Below are 18,830 nucleotides of genomic sequence, written 5' to 3'. Positions count from 1 at the left end.
ACCCTTAATAATAAAATTTAAACCACCCCGCCCTGCGGGCACCCCTCAAGAGGGGAATTATATATGCCTAACAAACCACTCAAAATTCTTCAAGCCTCTGCAGGATCAGGTAAAACGTTCAGTTTAACAGCGCATTACCTAACTCTGCTTTTTAGTGGCGAAAATAAATACCGTGAAATATTAGCGGTAACTTTTACTAATAAAGCAACTGAAGAAATGAAAACCAGAATTTTGGAGGTTTTGGTTGGCTTAGCAAAAGGAGATCCTAGGGGAAAAATTGAAGATTACAGAAAGTTAATTCTTGCTGCCTATCCAAATCTTAGTGCACAGGAATTGCAGTTTAAGGCGGAAAAAGTTTACCGTAAAATCCTTCACGACTACAGCCGTTTTTCAGTAAGTACCATTGATGGTTTTGTGCAAAAAGTAATTCGTGGTTTTGCGTTTGAGTTGGGCCTAAATGCCGATTATAATTTAGAGATGAATTATGATAAAGTGAAAGATGATTTGGTGAACAAATTAGATGAAGCTTTAGACCATAACAAACAACTTTTACAATGGATTATTGATTTAGCCATTGAGCGAATTAGCGATAATAAAAGTTGGAACTACAAAATTGAGCTCTATAATTTAATTGGTGAAATCTTCTCAGAACGCTTTCAGATTTTCGAGACTGCAGTTGAAGATTTAGGCTTAGAAAACATAGATGAATTATTCAAAAAGTACATCAGTGTTACCAAAGCCGAGATTAAAAATTTTGAAGAAGAAATAATCGCTTTAGCAACAGAAGCCAACGAAGCGATGGATGTTTTAGGAGTTGAAACAGACGACCTAAAAGGGAAATCTAGAAACGGATTAAAGAAAATAATTTTAGTTGCCAGAGGCGATTTCTCACACCTTGAAACGTTATTCAAATATATTGATGAGCCTGAAGAATGGTTTCAAAAAAATGTAAGTCTGCCAGATGTTTATGATACCATAAATCCTATTCTACATAAAATTAAAGTTCATTACTTAGCGCATTTACCAAACTACAGTTTAGCAATTGCTTTCAATAAAAACCTGTACTACCTAAGGTTGATGCAAGAAATTGCAGTATTACTGAAACAATATCGAGCAGAAAATGATAACCTATTAATCAGCGATGCACAAAAATTAATTTCTGGAATTACAGAAGATGCAGGAGACAATCCTTCATTTATTTGGGAGAAGGTTGGAAACCGATATCGTAACTTTTTATTCGATGAATTTCAAGATACTTCGACTAGTCAGTGGGGAAGTTTCAAATCGCTTTTAACTAATGCCATTGCTACGCCAAATCCAGATGTGATTGACCATTTAATTGTTGGCGATACTAAACAATCTATTTATCGTTGGCGAAATGGCGACTGGAATATTTTACATAAACACGCCAAAACAGATGTTGGTGCGCACAATGTTTTGGAAGATAGTTTAGCTGAAAATTATCGTAGTACGGAGAACATCATTACGTTTAATAACTTTTTGTATCGCCAAATCCCGTTAACCTTGCAGAATGAGTTAAATGAGAATTTATTAGGCAAACCAGAAAGTATTTCAGACTGGTGGCAAGCCCAAAACTACCAGCAAATTATTACGGATATCTACGGAGCATCAACCCAAAATTTTGCAGCGAATACCTTAAAAGGTGGAACGATAAAAATAAAGAAGTTTGGAAAAGATGATGCGCCAAATGAAGCAAGATTTACTGAAACAGTTTTTAGAGATTTGGCTTTAGCTGATGTAATTAATGAAATCAACTATCTAAAAAACGAACAGAATTATTCGTTAAAAGACATCGCTATTTTGGTTCGTTCTAACAGCGAAGCGATGCTGACTGTTCAGCAGTTAATGGAGCAAAATTTACCAGTTTTATCTGGTGATGCCTTGTTAATTTCAAATAATTCATCAATACAATTAATCATCAATACATTAAAAGTGCTGATTGGCATAGATGCTCAAACAGCATTATATAAAGCAAATTGTATTGCGCTTTATCATTCGTTACAGGGAAAAGAAGCAAACGCAAATCATTATTTAAACTTAACTGCTGTTTCGTTAAGTAGTTTGTCAAGTGTTCTTCCATCCACTTTGTGCGAAAATTGGCAAAGTTGGTTGCAATTACCTTTGCCAGAATTGGTAGAGATTTTAATTGAAAGTTATAGCTTAAAAAACCTGAGTGAACATCTGCCATATTTGTTAGCATTTAGAGATTTAACAGCCAATGCAAGTCGAATGGGTGAAAAAGGAATTATTGCCTTTTTAACCTGGTGGGATGAAGATGGCGTGAAAAAGTCTTTACCATCTCCAGAAGGAGTTGATGCCATTCAAATTATCACAATCCATAAATCTAAAGGTTTGGCTTTTAGAGCTGTCTTTGTACCATTTTGTAATTGGGAAATTAAAGGGAAAGCGAATTCTACTTTCTGGGTTTCATCAGAAGATACGATTTACAAAGAGTTGCGAGGCATTCCTTTAAAATACACGGAAGACTTATCAAATTCTTCCATCTCAAAAGCATATTACGAAGAATTACTATACAATAATATGGATGCCTTAAATATGCTTTATGTTGCAACAACAAGGTCTAAGGATTATTTATACATCGCCACAATGGCTAAAAAGGAACCAAAGCTTTCTACAATGGGCGATGTAATTAACTTCACTTTTGATGCTGATTTCGACGAAAATAACTTGTATGCGATTGAAGATTATGTGAAGATTGAAAACAAAGATGAGGAATCTAATTTTATCAGTTTAGCGACATACCCAACTACCACTCGGTTATCTGAATTGTATGTTCCGTCAGAAGAGAAACATTTAAGGCATTTGGTGAATATTGAAAAATCTGGAAGAAAAGGTTCACTACTTCATGATATCTTGGCAAATGCCAGTACAGAAAAAGAAGTTGAAACGTACATCACAGGATTGGTTTTGCAAGGAATTGTACAAGATGAAGAACAATCAGATTTGAAATCAGCTGTGCTAGAGGTTTTAAATAATGCAGACTTGAAAGCAATTTTAAGTAAAGCGACGGAAAGTATAACTGAGAAAAATATTATTGATGCTAAGGGGAAACTGCATCGGCCAGACCGAGTTTTAATTACCGATGATGAAGTAATCATTTTGGATTATAAATTCACTTTAGAAGAGAGCGATAAACACATCGAGCAGATTGATAATTACAAAAATTTATTGTTGGCTATGGGGTTTGAAAATGTGAAAACCTACTTGTTTTATGCAGTTAGTGGAAAGTTAAAATTGGTTTAATATGGAGATGAGAACGAAACCATTTTTACAAGAAGTTGCTGAAGATTTGATAGCGAAGTTTGGTTCGCAATTACAACATTGCGCCATCATTTTTAATAACAAAAGACCATCTGCCTATTTGCAGAAGCATTTAGCTGATATTATCCAAAAACCATTTTTCAGTCCGTCTTTTTTTACGATACAAGAGTTTTTTGCGAATGCAACAAAATATAAGATTGCTGATTTTTATTTGCAATTTTTCACCTTGCATAAAATCTATAATCAGCTATTGATTGAAGAGAAATTAGAAACAATTTCTAGTCACAAATTTTTTCCATTGGCGAAGATTATTTTAAGTGATTTTAGTCAGATAGATAGTGATTTGGTTGATGCAGAAAAGCTGTATCAAGATTTGGAAGATATTTCTATCATCAATAAAGAGTTCGATTATTTAAGTCCTGAGCAATATGAATTTTTAGCTCAATTCTGGACCTCATATTCTGAAGGAAAACATAAAAAACAACAGGAACTTTTCATAAAGATGTGGCGCAGAATGCCAAAGCTTTATCATAAGTTTCATGAAGCTTTAAAAGCGCAAGATTATATCACTAATGGGCAAGCTTATCGCCTGTTGGCAGAAGGAAATATTAACGAGCAAGAATTTTTAAAAACCTTCGAGAAAGGTAAAATTGTTTTTGTAGGCTTTAATGCATTAAGCAGTGCTGAAGCTAAAATATTTACCCAATTACAAGAAGCAGAAAAAGCGCTGTTTTATTTCGACGCCGATGAATATTATTTGGACGACCCTTTGCAAGAAGCAGGTTTATTCTTAAGGAAAAACATCAACCAGTTGGGTTTAAAAAATGTGTTTGAGAACCAAACAAGTCTGATGAAAACCACTGAGCATTCAGTTAATGTTTTCAAAGTACAAGGTCAATCTGCACAAGCAAAAATTCTTAACCATATTTTGGTTGATGACTATAAGAAAAAAGATGAACTAGGCTCTACTGTGGTGGTTCTAGCGGACGAAAGTTTGCTTATTCCAACTTTGCAAACCATACCAACAAACTATAACGGAAACGAAATCGATTTAAATGTAACAATGGGTTTTGCATTGGCTACATCAAGCATATTTGGTTTGGCAGATTTATGGTTAACAAGTCAGTTAGAGATTTTGCAAAGCAGTAAGGTTTCCTACAAAAACGTAGAAGCTTTTATCACTCATCCATTATCTGGCTTAAGCCAAAAAATGAGAGATAAAATCCAGACGGCTTTACTAAATGAAAACATTGTAGAAATAGACCATCAACGTTTGTTAAAGCAAAGCGGATTATTTGAGGTTTTCTATAAAAAAATCGACAAGCCAGAAAATGTAGTTAACTATTTACTAGAAGTGCTCGATTACGTTTTAACTCGATTATCAAATGCAAAAACGTTAAAGAAAATTGATGCAGAATTGTTTGTGAAAACCATTCAGGAGTTAAATAGATTAAACGATACTTTTGGTAAACACATTGGCAGCGAAGAAATACCTTTTGTGATCTATTTGGTTCAAAAGTCTTTGCAGGCAATAGCAGTTCCCTTAGCTGGCGACCCATTGAATGGTATCCAAGTAATGGGTTTATTAGAAACAAGAAATTTGAACTTTGATAAAGTTGTTATTTTAGGTTTTAATGAGGGCATCATCCCTAAATCATCTATCGGAAATAGCTTTATTCCAGATAGTATCCGCAGAGTTTATGGCTTGCCAGTATTAGAAAACTTAGATGCAATTTCGTCCTATATGGTGTATCGTTTATTGCAAAGGGCAAAGAATATCAACTTTGTTTATAACAGTTTAACAGATGAATCCACTTCTGGAGAAGCAAGCAGAATTCTAAAACAATTAGAGTTCGAAAGTGGCTTCGATTTTAAATACAACGAACTTAACCTCGATATAAAAACAGAGCCGTTTAAGGAAGTGCAGATTGAGAAGACAAGTAACGAATTTATTCAACAAACACTTCAAAAATACCTTAATAAAACTAAGGTGTTATCGCCATCGGCTTTAACGCAATACATTTCAAATCCGATTGATTTTTTCTTCAATTATATTGCAGGCATTAAAGAGCCAAAAGAAGTAAGTGCAATAGTGGAAGCAAATGAAATTGGCTCAGTTTTGCACAAGGTGATGGAATATTTCTATCAGGATTTAAGGGTTGCAGAAATCACAGCAGAACGAATTAATGAACGAAGAAAATTAGTTCCAGGGCTGATACAAAAAGCATTCAATGCTGTTATGTTCAACCATCCTGATAAGGTAATTGAATATAAGGGAATGCAGAAAGTAATTTTGGCTATTGTTGATGCATATGTTAGTATTATATTGGATCAAGATATAAAGCAGACACCTTTCAACATCATCAGCTTAGAACAAAAGGTAGAAGCTGAAATTACCTTTCCTCTTAACGGACAAGAAGCGAGTGTGAAAATATTTGGATATATAGATAGAGTTGATGTTAAAGATGGTGTTACAAAAATTATAGATTACAAAACTGGAAGTGATAAACTAACCTTTAAAGATATTCCTTCACTTTTTGATTCGGATGGAAAACACATCAATAAAGCGCTAATTCAGACTTTACTTTACACCTATGTTTACGAGCAGTACGCTGGTAAAACTTGTGTAGAGCCAAATCTATATATAGTTAAAACAATGAATAAGGATGGGATTTGGTTTAAATCTGGCAGACAAAATTTATCTGGAGATTACCTCGAAGAAATTAAACCCGAGTTTTTAGCAGAACTGAGAAAAAAACTAACCGAATTATTTGAAGCCCCATATTTCGTAGCTAGTGCCATTCCAGATAATTATAAGTACTCTATTTATAAAACTTTATTTGGGAAATAAATAGGATGTAAGATGGAAAGGGCAAAATGGAAGATGTGGATAGCTTCTTTGACAAACTTATAGCTCGCCATCCAAATAGTTTGTCAAAGTTTAAGAATAAAATAACTTTGACTAATTAATAACTAGTTGTCTACAAATTTGTCAAAGTAGAAATATGCTTCAACTCAACTTTCCATCTTTCCCAGTTTTAGAAACAGAAAGATTACTACTTCGAGAACATGCATTAGCTGATGCCGATACTTTATTCGCAATGCGGACTAATGAAAATGTAATGCGTTTTATCGATCGTGAAAGACCAAAGACTATTCAAGATATAGAAACATTTATTTCTACCTTTAATGAGGGATTTAAACAAGGCCAACATTTAGCTTGGGTAATTGCATTAAAAGAAAACCCAAACCAAATGATTGGATCCATTGGCTATTGGCGAACAAATTTGGCCAATTACAGAGCAGAAATTGGGTATATGTTGCACCCCAACTATTGGCGAAAAGGAATCATATCTGAGGCATTAAATAAAACCATCGCCTTTGGTTTTAACGAAATGAAACTGCATACTATTCAAGCTAATATTAATCCGGGCAACGATGCTTCTCGACAAATTTTGGTAAAGCATGGCTTTGTAAAAGAAGCCTATTTTAAAGAAGATTATTATTTTAATGGTAAATTTTTAGACAGTGAGATTTATTCCTTACTGAAAAATAAATAAGTTATATCTTTACGTTATGTATCGTTTAGACAAGACAGCATTTAAGGCGCATACTGCAGAAGAAGCCACAAAATCACATGCTGAATATTATCATACGTTGACTTGGCAAGAGAGATTGCGCATTGCAAACTACTTAAATAGTATTGCTTTTAATTTTCCAGAAAATAACCCTCCAAAAGTAGATAGAACCAAATTTAGTGTGCGAGCTAGAAAGTAATGGGAAATATTTTTAATGAAGATTTCAGAGATTTCATTCAATCTTTAAATGATAATGAAGTAAGGTATATTTTAGTTGGTGGCTTTTCAGTTATCCTACATGGATATTCACGTACAACTGGAGATATCGATATTTGGGTAGAAAGAACGTCAGATAATTATCAAAAAATAAAAGCAGCTTTTCTACAATTTGGTATGCCAGTTTTCGATATGACTGAAGAGAATTTTCTAAAGCATAAAAACTGGGATGTATTTACTTTCGGGAATCCACCAGCAGCAATAGATTTAATGCTGGCTGTAAAAGGACTGGATTTTAAAGAGAGTTTTAAAAATGCAGTAAACTTTAAAGACGATAATCTAGTCATCAGAACCATCCATAAAGACGATTTAATTAGTGCTAAAAAAGCTGCTGGAAGACCAAAAGATTTAGATGATTTACAAAATCTGTAGCATATGTTAAAAACCGCAACACCAATTCTCGCCTCCTTAAACGCCGACGAAACCATCAAGTTCTACACAGAAAAATTAGGTTTTACCTTTCACAACAATTGGGATGGGTACTTAATCTTCAGTAAAGATGATATATCAATTCACTTGTGGCCAACAACTGATGAAAGCATTCCAAAAAACACCGGCTGTTATATTTATGTAACCGAGGTTGATAAACTCTATGCCGAGTACGAGAAGCAAGGCGTTGTACATCCCAATGGGAAATTAAAAAACATGCCATGGCAAATGCGTCAGTTTTCTATTTTAGATAATAACGGAAATATCATCCATTTTGGAGAGGATATTTCTAAAGAGAAGGAATAAAATAATACAGATTAAAGCTATTAGAGAACTTAATTCTGTGTCACAAAATATTTAGCCTGCCCAATTAAAACAGACTTTATTATTACGATACAATAGTTATATTTGCGCTTGGTAATTTTTGAATAAACAATGAGAGAGATCCAATTTAGAGAAGCACTACGCGAAGCATTAAGCGAAGAAATGCGTAAAAACGAGAACATTTTTTTAATGGGCGAAGAAGTTGCGCAATACAACGGTGCATATAAAGTAAGTCAGGGGATGTTAGATGAGTTTGGCGACAAACGCGTTATCGACACGCCAATTGCGGAGTTGGGTTTTGCAGGTATCGGTATCGGTGCAGCAATGAATGGCCTAATTCCAGTAGTAGAGTTCATGACTTTTAACTTCTCATTGGTAGCAATAGATCAAATTATAAACGCTGCGGCAAAAATTCTTTCCATGAGCGGTGGTCAGTTCTCAGTGCCAATCGTTTTCCGTGGTCCAACAGGTAATGCAGGTCAATTAGGCGCACAACACTCTCAAAATTTCGAGAACTGGTTTGCCAACTGCCCAGGCTTAAAAGTAGTAGTTCCATCAACTCCATATAATGCTAAAGGCTTATTAAAAGCAGCTATTAACGATCCAGATCCAGTTATTTTTATGGAATCTGAAGTAATGTATGGCGATAAAGGCGATGTACCAGAAGGCGAATACACCTTAGAAATTGGTAAAGCACAAGTTGTTAAAGAAGGTACAGATGTAACCATCGTAACTTTTGGTAAAATGTTAACTCGAGTGGTAAACCCAGCTGTAGAAGAGTTAGCGAAAGATGGCATTAATGTAGAGGTGATCGATTTATTAACCGTTCGCCCTATTGATTATGCAACTATTATCGAATCTGTTAAGAAAACTAATCGTTTGGTAATTGTAGAAGAAGCTTGGCCATTGGCTTCAATTTCTTCGGAGATTACGTTTAACGTTCAGAAAAATGCATTCGATCATTTAGATGCTCCAATTTTACGTATTACTTGTGCAGATGTGCCTCTTCCATATGCGCCAACACTTATTGCAGCTAGTTTACCTAATGCAGAAAGAGTAATTAAAGCAGTTAAAGAAGTAATGTACGTTAATAAATAGTATTGATTTAGTCACGCTGAGGTTATCGAAGCGCATAAAATATAATCCTCTAAGTTTTCTTAGGGGATTTTTTGTTTCCCTTTTACTCCGTCATTTCGACCGTAGTGGAGAAATCTTTCTATTTTTTCAGCCGCCGCCGCCGCTATGTCTCTTGGTTCTAATCTGCATAAGCTAGGTACTAATTTGCATAGGCCAGGTTCCTACTTGCACAAGCTAGCTTACTATTTGCATGAGTTAGGTTCTAACTTGCACAAGCCAGCTTCCTATTTGCATAGGCCAGGTTCCTACTTGCATAGGCCAGCTTCTTACTTGCACAAGCTAGCTTCCTACTTGCATAAGCTAGGTTCTAACTTGCATAAGCTAGGTTCTAACTTGCATAAGCCAGCTTCCTACTTGCATAAGCTAGGTTCTAACTTGCACAAGCTAGGTTCCTACTTGTATATGCTAGGTTCTAATTTGCACTAGCCAGGTTCCTTTTTGTAGGAGTATATGCCCCTAAAAGACTAGAAACCTTGTTCTTGACTGATATTAAAATTATATACCTTGAAATTAATTAACAAGACTATCTATTTATATTTTAAACAATGTCAAAAATCTATGAAACAGGCCACGCAAAGAATGTGGCAAACTTTGAAACTTTAATAGCTTACATAATTGGTTATGGTTCCATTTATAAACCCTCTAAAGTGTCTATTAATATCGGCAACATGCAAGGGCAAGTGGTAAAAGCAAAAGATGCCATAAATGAACTTCACGTATTATTGGCTAGTTTAGGTAATGCAGTTGCTGCTCGGGAAATAGGGTTTGAGCCTATAAATAAGTTAGGTACTCGCTTGCTAAATGCCTTGAAAGCTACTGATACTCCGACGCAGGTTATTGAGAATTTGGCAACTTTAAATAGGAAGTTGCAGGGCAAAAGGGCATCGGTTAAGTTGACAGCAGAGGAAAAAGCTGTATTGGCAGGTGAGGGAAAAGTAGTTAATCAGATTTCTACATCGCAATTGAGCTATGATAGCATATTGGATAATTTTGATAAGCTAATAAAATTGCTTGCTTCTATTCCTCAATATAAACCCAATGAAATGGAGCTGAAAGTTACTACGCTAACTTCATTATACAGTACGCTTAAACAGTTAAATGCTACAGTTGTTGCTAACGAAATAGCACTTAGTAATGTGCGGTTGTTGCGTAATGATATAATGTATAATGTGGAAACGGGAATAGTGGCTACTGCACAGGATGTAAAAACGTATGTAAAATCTTTATTTGGTGCGAGTAGTGTGCAATACAAACAGATTTCTGGTTTGGCTTTTAAAATGATGAAGTGATAGTTTAATAATGGTGAATGTAAGTCCTCTAAGGTTTCTTAGGGGATTTTTAGGTTAAGACGGTCGTCATTTCGACCGTAGTGGAGAAATCTTTCTCACTTACCTGAAAATATAGTAATAGGTAGAAGTAAGTAGATTTCGGGTAGGTGAGACATTAGCCGATAAATAAAATGATATGAGGTGATTTATTAAGCATCTTGCAAGATATTGCTTGTACTGCCCAGTCTCTCTAAACCCGATAGCAACGAAAATACTTTTTGTGTTGTGTTATCTTGACTAGAGGGCACAGCCCAAAGATTTCTTCGCTACGGTTGAAAGGACGGAGAACCGTTCGCACAAAAAGATTGTAGTGAATAGCGGGGCTGACTTTAATAGGTGTTACTGCATTTGCTTTTCAAATTTAATTAATCTAGCGGTTATGCTTTTATCGTTTTACTCCCGTACGTACGGGACCGTTTTCACGGGGAAGACGAGCAAGTTCAAGCTTTACTAGTAGTCAATATTAACTTAACTACATAATCATTTTAATCTGTGTAATCATCTACCTAAATTAGCCAGTTCTAAAACTATATATGAATACACATTTCCAACCGATTGCAAGCGCATTAAACATTTCGATTAAACAAGTTAGTGCAACTCTTGCCTTATTAGATGAAGGCGCAACTGTACCTTTTATTTCGCGTTACCGTAAAGAAGCAACAGGTAGTTTGGATGAGGTACAAGTTGCTGCTATACGAGATTTAGCACAACAGTTACGAGAGTTAGATAAACGTAGGGAAGCTATTTTAAAATCGCTTAGGGAGTTAGAAAAACTGACTCCTGATTTGGAGAAACAGCTAAACGAAGCCAAAACAATTACCGCTTTAGAAGATATTTATTTGCCTTATAAACCGAAGCGTAAAACCAGAGCATCGGTAGCGAAGGAAAAAGGTTTGGAACCTTTAGCATTGCGCATTTTAGCACAAAGTAGAATTGATCCATTGCAAGAGGCTGCGGGTTATATTAATGATAAAAAGGGTGTAGCGAATGAAACTGAAGCTTTAGCGGGGGCTAGAGATATTATTGCCGAATTGATTAGTGAAAATGTGGAAGCTAGGACTAAAATGCGTCATCATTTTATGCAAAAGGCAACTTATAAAACAGTTTTAGTAAAAGGGAAGGAAGAAGCGGGAATTAAATATAAAGATTATTTTGAATGGGAAGAGGGTGCTAAATCTGCACCATCGCACCGTGTACTGGCAATGTTGAGGGGTGAACAGGAAGGGTTTTTGAAATTAGATGTGCTTCCTCCAGATGAGGCTGCTATTGAGTTATTAGAAAATCAGTTTATTACGGCTAACAATGCGTGTGCAGATCAGGTACAATTGGCTATAACCGATGGGTATAAAAGATTGCTTCGCCCTGCTATGGAAACTGAATTAAGAGCCACGATTAAGCAAAAGGCAGATGAAGAAGCGATTAAAGTTTTTGCAGAAAATGCTCGTCAGTTGTTGTTAGCTGCACCAATGGGGCAGAAAAATGTATTGGCTATTGATCCGGGTTTTAGAACTGGTTGTAAGGTAGTTTGTTTAGATAAACAAGGTCAGTTAATAGTTAACACTACAATTTACCCACATACCGGACAGGGGAATTTAAAGGATGCGGCTTGGCAAATTACTCAGCTTTGCGAGAAACATGCGATTGAAGCAATTGCTATTGGCAATGGAACTGCTGGTAGAGAAACGGAAGCTTTTGTTCGGGGCTTAAAAATACCTGATGTGGTTGTTGTGATGGTGAATGAAAGTGGGGCATCTATTTATTCGGCATCGCCTTTGGCTAGAGAAGAATTTCCAACGCAAGATATTACAGTTCGTGGAGCGGTTTCTATTGGTAGGAGATTGATGGATCCGTTGGCAGAATTGGTGAAGATTGATCCGAAATCTATCGGCGTTGGGCAATACCAACATGATGTTGATCAACATAAGTTGCAACAAAGTTTGGATGATACGGTGATGAGTTGCGTGAATGCAGTGGGCGTTGAATTGAATACAGCATCTAAACAGGTGTTGGCGTATGTTTCTGGTTTGGGCGATACGTTAGCGCAAAATATTGTGAACTATCGCAATACGAATGGAGCGTTTAAAAATAGGGAGAGTTTAAAGAAGGTTGCTCGTTTGGGTGATAAGGCTTTTGAGCAAGCTGCAGGTTTTTTGCGTATCCGCGATGCGAAACAAGTGTTGGATAGAAGTGGGGTGCACCCAGAACGTTATGATTTAGTGAACCAAATGGCAAAGGATTTAGGTTGTACTGTTGATGACTTGATGAAAGATGTAAACCTGCAAAAGCAAATTAATTTGCAACGTTATGTAAGCGCAGAGGTTGGTTTGCCAACATTAACAGATATTGTAAAAGAATTAGCTAAGCCAGGTCGTGATCCGCGTGAGCAGTTTGAAGCGTTTAGTTTTGCTGATGGAGTGAACTCGATAGAAGATTTAAAAACTGGGATGAAATTATCGGGCATTGTGACCAACATTACCAACTTTGGTGCTTTTGTAGATATAGGTGTTCATCAGGATGGTTTGGTGCATACTAGTCAGTTGGCAAATAGATATGTGGCAAACCCGAATGAGGTGGTTAAAGTGAGTCAGGTTGTTGAAGTAAGAGTGGTTGATATTGATGTAGCGAGGAAAAGAATAGCTTTATCGATGAAGACGGAAGAAAGCTTAAAGCCTAAGGCTGAAAGATCAAAGCATTACGAGCAGAAGGATGAGAGGGCAAAGAGTTTTGTGGCTAAAGCAAATCAGCCAGTTGCAAAACCTCAACAGCAAGCTAAAAAAGAAGCAGATGGAGATTTGCAAGAGAAATTGGCGAAACTGAAGGGATTGTTTAAATAAACTTGGGGCATCTTCATTGCGAGAATCGTTCTGCGATTTTTTATCGGTGATGATTGTGGCAATCTCCTTTTTGGTTTGTTTTTATGGAGATTGCTTCGTTCCTCGCAATGACGGACTTGGGTTATAACTCTATCTGCCTTTTAATACTTTCTTCTAAGGAGATTAGTGTTTCGGTACGTTGTATTCCTTTTACGGCTTGTATTTCTTCATTCAAGACATGGCGTAAGTGATCGGTATCTCGGCAGGTAATTTTAGCGAACATACTATAAGAACCGGTTGTATAGTGTAATTCTACTACTTCTTTTATTTTGCTCAGCTGTTCTACCGCATCTTTATATAAAGAACCTTTTTCTAAATAAATACCTAAAAAGGCGGTGATATCGAAACCTGCTTTTTTAGGATCAATAATTAAATGAGAACCTTTGATGATACCCATATCTATCAATTTCTTCATCCTTACGTGAACTGTTCCGCCAGAAATGATGAGTTCTTTTGCGATTTCTGTATACGGTTTTGTTGCATCGTGCATCAACTGTGTTAAAATCTGAATATCGAGGTTGTCAATTTCTAAATTTTGGGTTTCTTTTTTAAGCATAATTTTCTTAAATTTTATTGATACTGCTAATTTATTACAATTATCGTAAAAATAAAAGAAAATGATTAAAATATTTGCAACATATTTGGTATTTGTCTTATGTTTGTATCAAGCAAGTACAACAAAATAGTTCTTTAAATCATTTGCTTATACTCTGTAGGGTGGTGAAATTGGCAGACACACCTCCTTGTCTCGGTGGTAGAGGAAATGGGAAATCCGGTAACGGTACAACCACTCTATGAAGGTTCGACTCCTTCCCCTACAGCAAGTTAGATTTTACGTTTAAAACGTATTACATATAACTTAACAAAGAATGTTGGGTGGTGAAATTGGCAGACACACCTCCTTGTCTCGGTGGTGGGGATTATGGGACAAACGCAATTTATGGGTTGACCACAAATTAATTTTGAATTGCAGCTAACTACCCCTTGAAGGTTCGACTCCTTCCCCAACAGCCAGTTTTATAAATAATAAGTTAGTTAAGGAAAGCGGCCCAGGTACAGGTCGCTTTTTTTGTGGATCAGGATTTTTAGGATTTAAGGATTTTCTTGATCAGATTGTTTCATGAAAAAGCCGCAGATGCGCTGATTTTCTTATTTGAACATAATCAAAAGAAATCTGCGTATCTGCGGCTAATTTTTTGTTTATCCTAAGCTTATTTTATTCCGTATTTATCGCTAAACTTTTTATCTAATTGTTTGTGCAGGTTATCTAGGTTAATATCTCTTCCTTGAATAAACGCTTGTTCTACTTTATTACCAATCATATCTAAAGCGTCTCCGCCTGAGATAAAGAATGTAGCGTCTTTACCAATTGCCAAACTACCGGTAGTTTTATCAATTCCCATAGCTATTGCAGCGTTTAAAGTGATTGTTTTAAGTGCATCTTCTTTGCTCATTCCCCAAGCAGAAGCTGTACCAGCCATAAAAGGTAAGTTGCGTTGTCTCCAGAAACCATCGCCTCCATCAAAACTAATGACTACTGTAACGCCAGCATTGCTTAAACGAGCCACATTTTTGTAGGGCATATTTACATCATCGTCAACATTGTTTGGTAAAGATTGAGGTTTTTTAACCACTACAATTACATTGTTAGCTTTTAAGAAATCAGTTAGTAAATAAGCATCATCGCCCCCAACAATTACTGGGGTAATTCCATACTTCTTTGCAAAGTTAACAGCCGCTACAATCTCTTTTTGACCATCTGCTGTGATAAATAATTTCTGAGTTCCATTAAACAAACCTTTCATTGCCGCCAAACGTGTATTGGTTACGGCAGGAGTTGTTTCGGTATATACCTTAGCTTCTGAGAAAAACTTATTTAATTCTAGTATTGCATTGTTGGTGCGTTCGTTAGGATCTACAGCAGTTGTGCCAACAGCAAGTCTGCCGCCAAAGCCAAAACCACCTCTTCCTCTTGGGGCAACTGGCCAGGTCATGTGCATTGCATCTTCCTTTTTGATTGCTGCATCTTCCCAGTTCCAAGCATCTAGTTGTACAACAGAAGAACTGCCTGAAATTGTGCCGCCAGAAGGTGTAATTTGAGCCATTAAAATGCCATTGCTACGTAAGGTGTTAATTACTTTTGAATCTGTATTATAGGCAATTAAAGCACGAATATGTGCGTTGTTTTCTCCTAATTCATCATCATCAACAGTTGCTTTTACTGCTTCAATTTCAATTAACCCTAAATTGGTGGTTGGTGAAATGAAACCGGGATAGATATGTTTACCATTTGCGGTAATTACTTTCGCATCTGTAAGTGCCAATTTTACCACAGTTGCATCACCAATCCCTATGATTTTACCTTTATCGAACATTAAATAACCGTTTTCGATTACTTTCCCATCGCCTGTGTGAATAACAGCGCCCATTACCACAGTTTTTTGCGATTGGGGTTTGGCTGGAGAAATAGTTGCTTGTCCGTAGGTTAAACTTACTGAAGCAAATAATGCTATAGCTGTACTTATATACTTATTCATGATTGTTTGCTCCTTCCATTTCTAGTTGATTTTGTTCTGCCCAATAATCTTCTTCAGTTTCACAAGCGTATAATCGTGGTGGTCTATTACCAAAAGCACGTTGTGTACTTGCGCCAGCACTTTTGCTTGTTGCTAGTTTTTGAATGATCCGAGCTTTTTCTGCTTTTTGTGCAGTTTGTAAAGCAGCATCACAATCCATATCCCAATAAGGGATACCATCAACAAAAGTTTTTTCTGCTTTTGCGTAAATAGATAGTGGATTAGCTGACCAGATGACAACATCAGCGTCTTTGCCAACTTTTAAACTTCCAACTTTGTTGTCGATGTGCAACATCTTAGCAGGATTTAAAGTCACCAATTTCAATGCTTCCTCTTCTGAAACACCACCATACAATACAGATTTACCAGCTTCTTGATTTAAGTGACGAGCCATTTCAGCATCATCAGAGTTAAATGCAGTGGTAATACCTACGTTATGCATAATTTTTCCGTTGTACGGGATGGCATCTTGAACTTCCATTTTGTAAGCCCACCAATCTGAGAAGGTAGAGGCTGCAATACCATGTGCTTTCATTTTATCAGCCACTTTGTACCCTTCTAAAATGTGGGTAAACGTGTTGATTTTGAAACCTAAACTATCTGCCACATGAATTAACATATTGATTTCACTTTGTACGTACGAGTGACACGTAATGAAACGTTTGTTGTTTAAAATCTCTACGATTGCATCTAATTCTAAATCTCTGCGCACATTGTTTCCTTTAACAGCCAATGCTTTTTCATATTCCTTGGCACGTGTAAATTCATCAACAAATGTTTGCTCTACACCCATACGAGTTGATGGGAAACGTTGATTATTTGATGAAGAGCTTTGTTTAACGTTTTCGCCTAAAGCAAATTTGATGAAACCATCTGCACCTGCAAACTTTAATTCTTCTGGTAATTTACCCCAACGTAATTTAATCAATTGCGATTGTCCACCGATTGGATTTGCAGAGCCGTGTAAAATTTGAGATGAAGTAACACCACCAGCCAACTGGCGATAAATGTTAATGTCTTCAGAGTTAATTACATCTCCAATACGTACTTCAGCAGAAACAGATTGTGCACCTTCATTGATACCACCCGTTCCAGCAATATGTGAATGCTCATCAATTAAGCCAGCAGTAATGTGTTTGCCAGTTGCATCAATTACTTTAGCTGCACCAGCTGATAGATTTTTACCAACGGCTTTAATTTTTCCTCCTTCTAAAAGGACATCTGCATTTTGTAGAATGCCTTCTTTTTCATTCGTCCAAACTGTTGCATTTTTTAATAAGACAGTTTCTTGAGTAGGGACCTTATCTGTTCCGAAAGCAATAAATGGATAAATTAATGCGCCATTCTCGATAGCTGGCTTAGCAGGTTCATCACGTTTTGGCATTTCTTTAGCGGCTTCTTTAAACGTGCCATTCCAAAAACCAGCAGGAGAAGAATTTATAACTACATCACCACTAAATGCTACTGGATTTCCGTTAGTTAAGTACCCGCTTAAGCGAACATCTCCAACTGGATTTTTCTTTAAGTTAAAACCGATCGTTACCCAATCGCCAGTACGTGTAAAAGTTGCGGTAGTTTTAACACTATCAGCACCTAAACGCTCAATGGAAGCCATTGGTGCGGTTGCAGTTCCTGTAATTCTTAATAGAGTTGAACCAACACCATCAATATTTAAACTGTATGTTCCGCGTAAATCGGTAACATCCATTCTGTTTACAACAAAACGTTTTCCTTGTACCCAGTTTTCGAAAATGATATTTCCAGCTTTAAAAATATTATCAGATGTGATTAAGAAATTGGCCAATTTGCCCTTTTCGATAGAACCAATTTTATCGCTAACACCTAAAATTGAAGCAGGTATTTCTGTAACCGACTGTAAAGCTTGTTTTTCTGTTAAACCGTTAGTTATAGCTTGTTGAATGTTTGTCCAGAAGTCTTTTGGAGTTTCTAAACCAAAGGTAGTCAACGCAAATTTTACACCTGCTTTTTCTAACACACCTGGATTTGTTGGCGCTAATTCCCATCCTTTTAATTGAGACAAACTTAAATTTCTAGCCTCGATCGGATCTTCAACATCAAAAGCTTTAGGGAAACTAATTGGGATAATTAGTGTTGCGCCGGTTGCTTTTACGGCATCAATACGTTGGTATTCATCCCCAGTAGATTTGATGATGTACGATTTACCAAACTCTTTGGCAATTTTATCAACGCGTAAAATATTTGCCCAACCATCTGCTTCAAAAAGCTGCGGTAAGGTTTGTTGTTTATTAAATTGTTCTAGGGAGATATTGTATTCCTCTTTTTGATTTTTATACCAGCTTGCATCTAAATAAGTTTGACGCAATAATGCGATAGAACCCATTAATGAAGATGGATAATCGTTGGTAGAAGTACCTCTGTTAAATGAATAATTTGCTGCACTTTGATCGTTAAGCATTACGTCATTTTCTTTGCCATCATTTAACGTAACAGCAGAAGATGTACCACGAGCAATACCATCGCGATTAATTACGTTCACACTACCAAATCCAGCTTTGCGTAAATCATCTGCTTTTTTTGTGTCGATCGTAAAAATGGTTCTCACTTCAGTTTCTGGACGAATACTTTCATTCCAGCTGTAAGCTCCTTTTTTAGTAGACGTAAAAACAGATTGTCTACCGAAGAAACCACCAGCAGGAGCAGCTCGTTGTGTTTCAGGAATTCCGTAAGATGTAAAAGCATCAATCAAGGAAGGATAAATGTATTTTCCTTTCAGGTCTATCACTATATATCCTTTAGGGATAGCGGTACCTGTACCAACCGATTGGATGGTTTTGTCTTTGATTAGCAACACGCCGTTACTAATAGTTTGATTGGCGTTAACCACAATGTTTGCGTTGGTAAAAGCATATAATCCCGGTCTAACATCAAAAGAACCATTAACGGGATAAGTTTGCTGAGCAAATAAAAATGCAGTAGAAAACACCAACGCGAGCGCAAGTAGAATTTTCTTCATAATGTTTAGTT

Annotated in this window: 12 protein-coding genes and 2 tRNA genes; 11 read left to right on the top strand and 3 right to left on the bottom strand. The window is 36.4% G+C overall.

Annotated elements, in window-relative coordinates; all coding sequences use genetic code 11:
* Positions 1-63: 63 nt before the first annotated feature.
* The 9 genes from WC622_RS09810 to WC622_RS09770 all read left to right on the top strand — a co-directional run bounded on the left by WC622_RS09810 (position 64) and on the right by WC622_RS09770 (position 13,209).
* On the top strand, positions 64-3,285 hold the full coding sequence (locus WC622_RS09810; protein ID WP_372819513.1) for a UvrD-helicase domain-containing protein: 3,222 nt from the start codon (positions 64-66) through the stop codon (positions 3,283-3,285).
* 1 nt (position 3,286) lies between these two features.
* Positions 3,287-6,154, top strand: a complete 2,868-nt coding sequence (locus tag WC622_RS09805; RefSeq protein ID WP_372819512.1) for a PD-(D/E)XK nuclease family protein — start codon at positions 3,287-3,289, stop codon at positions 6,152-6,154.
* 154 nt (positions 6,155-6,308) lie between these two features.
* A complete protein-coding gene (locus WC622_RS09800) occupies positions 6,309-6,863 on the top strand; it encodes a GNAT family N-acetyltransferase (RefSeq protein WP_372819511.1) in 555 nt (184 codons plus the stop codon).
* Between the two features lie 16 nt (positions 6,864-6,879).
* On the top strand, positions 6,880-7,080 hold the full coding sequence (locus tag WC622_RS09795) for a hypothetical protein (protein WP_372819510.1): 201 nt from the start codon (positions 6,880-6,882) through the stop codon (positions 7,078-7,080).
* Positions 7,080-7,529, top strand: a complete 450-nt coding sequence (locus WC622_RS09790) for a DUF6036 family nucleotidyltransferase (RefSeq protein WP_372819509.1) — start codon at positions 7,080-7,082, stop codon at positions 7,527-7,529. Before WC622_RS09795 ends, WC622_RS09790 begins: the two co-directional genes overlap by 1 nt.
* A gap of 3 nt (positions 7,530-7,532) precedes the next feature.
* Complete coding sequence (locus WC622_RS09785; protein WP_372819508.1) at positions 7,533-7,892, top strand: bleomycin resistance protein; 360 nt, start codon at positions 7,533-7,535, stop codon at positions 7,890-7,892.
* Positions 7,893-8,021: 129 nt separating this feature from the next.
* The gene (locus tag WC622_RS09780) at positions 8,022-9,008 is read left to right on the top strand and encodes a pyruvate dehydrogenase complex E1 component subunit beta (protein WP_372819507.1); all 987 of its coding nucleotides are present in this window, start codon (positions 8,022-8,024) and stop codon (positions 9,006-9,008) included.
* 584 nt (positions 9,009-9,592) lie between these two features.
* Positions 9,593-10,336: a hypothetical protein gene (locus WC622_RS09775; protein WP_372819506.1), complete on the top strand. Its 744-nt coding sequence runs from the start codon at positions 9,593-9,595 to the stop codon at positions 10,334-10,336.
* Between the two features lie 572 nt (positions 10,337-10,908).
* A complete protein-coding gene (locus tag WC622_RS09770) occupies positions 10,909-13,209 on the top strand; it encodes a Tex family protein (protein WP_372819505.1) in 2,301 nt (766 codons plus the stop codon).
* Between the two features lie 121 nt (positions 13,210-13,330).
* Here the strand turns inward: WC622_RS09770 and WC622_RS09765 are convergent, their stop codons facing one another.
* Positions 13,331-13,804 (bottom strand): Lrp/AsnC ligand binding domain-containing protein, encoded by a 474-nt coding sequence (locus tag WC622_RS09765; RefSeq protein ID WP_372819504.1) that lies wholly within the window; start codon positions 13,802-13,804, stop codon positions 13,331-13,333.
* Between the two features lie 155 nt (positions 13,805-13,959).
* Here WC622_RS09765 and WC622_RS09760 point away from each other — a divergent pair.
* Positions 13,960-14,069: transfer RNA gene (locus tag WC622_RS09760), tRNA-Asp, on the top strand.
* 49 nt (positions 14,070-14,118) lie between these two features.
* Positions 14,119-14,262: transfer RNA gene (locus tag WC622_RS09755), tRNA-Asp, on the top strand.
* A 197-nt stretch (positions 14,263-14,459) separates the two neighbouring features.
* Here the strand turns inward: WC622_RS09755 and WC622_RS09750 are convergent.
* On the bottom strand, positions 14,460-15,785 hold the full coding sequence (locus WC622_RS09750) for an amidohydrolase family protein (protein ID WP_372819503.1): 1,326 nt from the start codon (positions 15,783-15,785) through the stop codon (positions 14,460-14,462).
* On the bottom strand, positions 15,778-18,819 hold the full coding sequence (locus WC622_RS09745; protein ID WP_372819502.1) for an amidohydrolase family protein: 3,042 nt from the start codon (positions 18,817-18,819) through the stop codon (positions 15,778-15,780). Before WC622_RS09745 ends, WC622_RS09750 begins: the two co-directional genes overlap by 8 nt.
* Positions 18,820-18,830 lie beyond the last annotated feature (11 nt).

Origin of the sequence: Pedobacter sp., from assembly GCF_041662865.1 — a bacterium.
Classification (GTDB): Bacteria; Bacteroidota; Bacteroidia; order Sphingobacteriales; family Sphingobacteriaceae; genus Pedobacter.
Note: the sequence above shows the minus strand (reverse complement) of the source record. Positions and strands in the feature narration are given on the sequence as shown.